Here is a 5,926-nt window from a genome sequence, read left to right as displayed (position 1 = left end):
GCACATTTGCTTCTGTCACTTCGTTTGCATGAGCAAACTCGTGCCATCGCAAACGTCGGCTAGGCTTGGTCGTTAAGCGAACATGACTGCAAATTTCTTTTTATTATTTTTGAAGTTTGGATTTTTGTAAATCCTTTCTAAGACTAATCTAGATTCAATCTATGAGCATCCGTTTCATTGCACTCGTGGAGCGTCGGCCTTGGTTAGTAGTTATGAATAAAGGTCCTAATGCTCTAACCATTCTTGTAAAAGTAAATTTATTGTGCGAATGAAACGGATGGAATACTGTCGACATCGACAATCAGTCCGTATTGAGTTTTGTTAGAAGTAGAGGGTAGGTTTCGGGCACTATTGGTGTCCGTGCAGTCCCGTCGCTTAACTATCGCCTCAGCCGCTACGCTTCGAGCTGCTTCGCACTCTCGCTTCGGCCTTACGGCACATTTCGCTTTGTCACTCGTCTTGCAGGGCAAGCCTCGCGCCAAGTGCTTGCGCACTCACGAAACGTCGGCTAGGCTTGGTCGTTAGGCGACATGCCAAAAAAATTGCAAATATATTATAAAATTATGAATTCAATAGCTTTTAGTAAATTTCAAGAAACTAAAGAAGAAATAGCTACTTTGTGGGAAATGCACGTCGAACTATCCGGGACTTCCGGACAAGGACGGCGTAATGATAGACTAAGCATTCTGAATAAAACCGCATTAGTATTTGTCTCTGCTTCATGGGAATCTTATATAGAAGATGTCATTCAAGAATCTTTTGAAAAATTATTACTCAATGTCAAGGAGGCTGATCATCTTCCAATGAAATTACGAATGCAATGTGTCGATGAGATTACTAATTCAAAAGATCCAACAGCTATTTGGAAAATTTCAGACAAAAAATGGATTACTTACATAACGGATAACAAGAAAAAAGTGCTTGGAGCTTGGATTGAGAAATTTCATTCTCCTAAGTCTGAAAATATCAAAGACTTATTTAGTAATACCGTCGGTATAAAAGATATTACTAAATCTTGGTTTTGGCAAAGAATGAATTATTCGAATGCAATAGAAAAGTTAGATGATTATCTCGATATTCGAGGGAAAATTGTTCATCGTTTGAAAACTGAAGAAAAGATAAAAAAATGGCAAGCTGACGATTTTCTTGGTCACGTTTCATTGCTTGTAGAGAAAACCGACAATGCTTTGAAAATTCATTTAGAAAGTTTGACCAATGTTTCTCCCTGGTGATTTTGGCACGATCGCCTAACTTTCGGCTTGGCGTTACGCTTCGAGTTCGCTTCGCGACTCTCGCTCCAGGCTCCGCCACATTTCGCTTTGTCACTCGTCTTGCAAAGCAAGTCTCGCGCCAAGTCCTTCGGACTCGCGAAACGTCGCCAAGCCTTGGTCGTTAGGCGCAATATCGCGATTTTCTTTTATTTTTTACTATCTAAGTTTTGAATTTTACCTTAGAGCCGAATCAGGATCCACTTTGGGTTCGACCGCTTTTCACCCTTTTCTTACCTTATATCGATGTACTGAAAAGTTTGTTACTAATTTAAAGTTTATATCGAACTACTTTCAGCCTTTAATATTAAAAGAAACGAAAAGGGTTCGCTACTTTCTATTGTGAAAATGAATTAGTCACTAATTGACTTTTACTCTATTAGATGATTTTATAGAGTAGGGTTTGGGTGCATCGTGTTTGGTGCGATACTGCAGCCTAACTATCGCCTCAGCCGCTGCGCTTCGAGCTGCTTCGCACTCTCGCTCCGGCCTGACGGCACATTCGCTTCCGTCACTTCGTTTGCATGAGCAAACTCGTGCCGTTGCGAACGTCGGCTAGGCTTGGTCGTTAGGCGCCATAGATTTAGAATGGATAGTAACACAATAATGGCAAAAAGATTTTTATTTTCACTTTTATTTATTATTTCATGTAAAGAATTTGGTTTAGATTTAGATACGAATTTTGGCTTTGATACAACTGATGTAATAAGAGCAAATGATGCTTATCGAAAGGTAATTGCTGGAGTCTCAAATAAATTTGAATATTGTAAGTCTATTGGAAATACTTATAGCAATATAGGGGGCCCTTCCATTCGTTACTGCAATGGCGACACCTTCCTTCATAATCAAGGTAACTATGTTTGGACACGGTCCGTAGATACTTGCTTAAATCTTATTCACTTTACCTTGTGTCCAGAAAGTGGAACCGATTTTGATGGATGGCAAAATTTAATGATTGGCAGCTGTCATCTAGAAGAGGCCTATTTTATTAATTCATATAAGCCATTTCAGGGTAAGCTTTTGGTAATCCCGAGACGCTTATATGGTTTAAATCTACTTTGTTTATAGATAGTGCTTTCTTCTATAAAATCTACGTCGCCTAACTATCGCCTCAGCCGCTGCGCTTCGGGCTTGCTACGCAACCCTCGCTCCGGCCTTGCGGCACATTCGCTTCCGTCACTACACTTGCTTGCGCAAGTTCGTGCCGTCGCGAACGTCGGCTAGGCTTGGTCGTTATGCGACATTGTATGAAAACTGATGTCCAGAGATGAATATGATAAAATGGTTATTGTCTCACTTTGCTGGGGCCGCAATTAGGTTTGTTTTTGGGGCAATATTTGGGGCAGTATGTGTAATATACAGTTTTTCGCCAGCAGAATGGCTTGCTTCAATAATTGTTAGTCCACCTCCTACTTGGATAGTACATCCCTATTTTCGTATATCTATTCTATTAGTTGGGATTATTGCTATAGGATTATCTATTTTCTTTTTAAAGAAATCAAAAATATCCGCAAAGGAACTTATTGTCAGCACAAAAGCAGATGCAGAAATTACAAAAAAAAGAGAATACACTCCCGACGCCGAGATGCGAGCAGCCATAGATGAAATTTATACGGCTTTAGATGAGGCTGAGTCTGTTTATGATAGAGGATGTACTTTAGCAAATTCATGGCGTTCTTCCCTCCTTCAAAGAGAAGCTTATGCTTATTCGGATGATTTAAAAAGCTATCGTTCTTCCGTTTCTGATAGTATTGTGAAAGTTGCAGATCTTTGTGGAAAAAAATATGATCGGTTTATTGAAATTAATAAGTTTAGGAACAATAATTTCTCCTTTCAAAAGGACGTATCTGAGCCATTGTCGATACTTATAGATAAACTTGATAAACAGAACGCAATTATTGATGAAGGAATTTTAGATTTATTATCTCCTTATTTAGAGGATTTTCAAATATCTGTTCGTAAATTCGGAGAGTGGGCTAGGGCTTCTAAAGCTCTATTTCGTAATATGCGCAATCAATGTTGAATCATACAACGTCGCATAACTATCGCCTCAGCCGCAGCGCTTCGGGATCGCTAACGCGACCCTTGCTTGGCCTGACGGCACATTTGCTTCTGTCACTTCGTTTGCATGCGCAAACTCGTGCCATTGCAAACGTCGGCTAGGCTTGGTCGTTAGGCGCAATATCGCGATTTTCTTTTATTTTTTATAATATAAGTTTTGAATTTTATTTAAGAGTCAAATGAGGATCCACTTAAGGTTCGACCGCTTTTCACCCTTTTCTTACCTTATATCGTAATCTATTAAATCTCTTAACTAATACAGAGTTTCTGCTGAACTCCTGTTGCCTTAGTACTAATAAGAAACGAAAAGGGTTCGCTACCTTATATTCTGAAAGTAAATTAGTCACTAATTGACTTTTACTCTACTAGAGGATTTTATAGAGTAGGGTTGGGGAGCATCGTGTTAGGAGCGATACTGCAGCCTAACTATCGGCTCTGGCGTTGCGCTTCGGGTTGCCTACGCACCCTCGCTCCAGGCTACGCCACATTCACTTCTGTCACTTCGTTTGCAAAGCAAACTCGTGCCATCGCGAACGTCGCCAAGCCTTGGTCGTTAGACGACATTGACAAAAACTTTTATCCTAATCAAAAATGAGTAATCAATATGACAGAATTATCTAGATTTTTGAGATATTCAATTCCAGGTGCTATATTTATATTTGAGTTAGCCTTCTTCGCTCTAACAAATGGAAAGTTATCAAATCATGTCTCGGAGAACCTGAATTGGATTGTTGCGATAGGCTTCATTTTTGCGTCTAGTGTCTTGGGTTATATATTCTCTTGTCTACATCATATTCTTCTCCCTAGTCACGACGTAGAAAGTGTAAGGGGATTGCTGGAAAAAGAATATCCTGAGCTAATTACGAAAATAGACCCTATTTCATGGGGAGTATTTAATGCGATTTGGTATAGTAAGTCTGAATCATCGGAAGTTATCAAAGGAGCCACAAGTAAATCAAAAGATATTTCGGACTGGTTACATGGTGCAGGGGCTTCACTTATAGCAACCATTTTCGCCTTTATCACGACTTTGATATGGATTGTTTATGATTGCTTAAAATATCACAGTAGTCCAAATTTAGAAATTCTATTTGCTATTACTTTGAATGTTATTTTGATCTTTGTATTTTTCTGTTCGTTAGAGAAATTGAAATTTCAATTAAGGGATTTTGTTGCGAGCTGTATAATAATAGCTTTGGAGAGGAAAGGAATAGCTGCCCCAAAGATTGAGCTTTTCTTTGACTACTTAAAAAGAGTTATTAAATAATTTGTCAACGTCGTCTAACTTTCGGTGCCTCCGCTCCGCTCAAGGCTGCTTCGCACCTTTCGCTCGGGCTTCGCCACATTTGCTTCCGTCACTTCGCTTGCAGAGCAAACTCGTGCCGTTGCAAACGTCGGAGCACCTTGGTCGTTAAGCGAACATGACTGCAAATTTTCTTTTTATTATTTTTGAAGTTTGGATTTTTTGTAAATCCTTTCTTAGACTAATTTAGATTTCAACCATGAGTATCCGTTTTCATCGCACTAGTGGAGCGCTGGCCTGCGATATTGTTTTCTGGTAACCGCTTTAACGCGCTAACCATTTCACTAAGAGTAAATTCAAATGTGCGAATAAAACGGATATAATATTGCAGACATCTACAATCAGTCCGTATTGAATTTTGTTGGAAGTAGAGGTAAGTTTCGGGCACTATTGTTGTCCGTGCAGTCACGTCGCTTAACTTTCGCCTCAGCCGCTACGCTTCGGGATCGCTACGCGACCCTTGCTTGGCCTCCGGCACATTTGCTTCTGTCACTTCGTTTGCATAAGCAAACTCGTGCCATTGCAAACGTCGGCTAGGCTTGGTCGTTAGGCGAAACCCGCCAAAATCCTTCTTATGCACTATGTAATTAAAATTCTATATTCTTATGCGTTTAATCCTAACTAACTGCTATATTCTGCTAATTCCAATTTTAATATGGAATGTACTGCTTATGGAGAAATTGCCGCCCGCGTACCAAGCTTCTGAATTCAACGGTAATATCCCAGTATCTGTGTTAATCGGGGAGAACATTTTTCGCACTATAATTTTTGTATTACCGCTGTTTTTGAAATTCGATTGGGAATTTGGTAAATCAAAGATCGGTTTAATAACGTATGGAATTGGCAGCTGTTTGTATTACTTATCCTGGCTTGCTCTCATTTTTCTTCCAAATAGTGTCTGGAGTTTGAGCTTGATTGGATTTATAGCGCCAGCTTATACACCAATAGTTTGGTTGGTCGGAATTTCTTTTATTGCGAATAAATATTATTTCAATACTATATATTCCAAATGGCATTTATTAATACCGAGTATATTATTCAGCGGATTTCATATATCTCATGCGATTATTGTTTATAATCGTAGTTACTAAAAATTGGGAATATTAAACTGATATAGAGGCGGGCATCGCCTAACTATCGCCTCAGCCGCAGCGCTGTGGGATCGCTACGCGACCCTTGCTTGGCCTCCGGCACATTTGCTTCTGTCACTTCGTTTGCAAAGCAAACTCGTGCCATCGCAAACGTCGGCTAGGCTTGGTCGTTAAGCGAACATGCCGGAACCAACGCTGTGAAT

The 5,926-nt window shown here is 39.8% G+C and carries 4 protein-coding genes; all 4 read left to right on the top strand.

All coding sequences use genetic code 11. The features are described from left to right. Positions 1-530 precede the first annotated feature (530 nt). The gene (locus tag CH352_RS18890) at positions 531-1,232 is read left to right on the top strand and encodes a HEPN domain-containing protein (RefSeq protein WP_100708309.1); all 702 of its coding nucleotides are present in this window, start codon (positions 531-533) and stop codon (positions 1,230-1,232) included. A 624-nt stretch (positions 1,233-1,856) separates the two neighbouring features. Beyond that, the gene (locus CH352_RS18880; protein WP_165780210.1) at positions 1,857-2,336 is read left to right on the top strand and encodes a hypothetical protein; all 480 of its coding nucleotides are present in this window, start codon (positions 1,857-1,859) and stop codon (positions 2,334-2,336) included. 205 nt (positions 2,337-2,541) lie between these two features. Beyond that, positions 2,542-3,291, top strand: coding sequence for a hypothetical protein (locus CH352_RS18875; protein ID WP_100708306.1), 750 nt, complete (start codon positions 2,542-2,544; stop codon positions 3,289-3,291). A gap of 642 nt (positions 3,292-3,933) precedes the next feature. Continuing rightward, a complete protein-coding gene (locus tag CH352_RS18865; protein ID WP_100708305.1) occupies positions 3,934-4,596 on the top strand; it encodes a hypothetical protein in 663 nt (220 codons plus the stop codon). The last annotated feature ends 1,330 nt before the right edge of the window (positions 4,597-5,926 follow it).

This window comes from Leptospira hartskeerlii, from assembly GCF_002811475.1.
Taxonomy (GTDB): Bacteria; Spirochaetota; Leptospiria; order Leptospirales; family Leptospiraceae; genus Leptospira_B; species Leptospira_B hartskeerlii.
Note: the sequence above shows the minus strand (reverse complement) of the source record. Positions and strands in the feature narration are given on the sequence as shown.

Bases quoted from the DNA above. Each gene is read 5' to 3' on its own strand.
- CH352_RS18890 (WP_100708309.1), top strand. From the start codon at position 531: ATGCCAAAAAAATTGCAAATATATTATAAAATTATGAATTCAATAGCT.
- CH352_RS18880 (WP_165780210.1), top strand. From the start codon at position 1,857: ATGGATAGTAACACAATAATGGCAAAAAGATTTTTATTTTCACTTTTA.
- CH352_RS18875 (WP_100708306.1), top strand. From the start codon at position 2,542: ATGATAAAATGGTTATTGTCTCACTTTGCTGGGGCCGCAATTAGGTTT.
- CH352_RS18865 (WP_100708305.1), top strand. From the start codon at position 3,934: ATGACAGAATTATCTAGATTTTTGAGATATTCAATTCCAGGTGCTATA.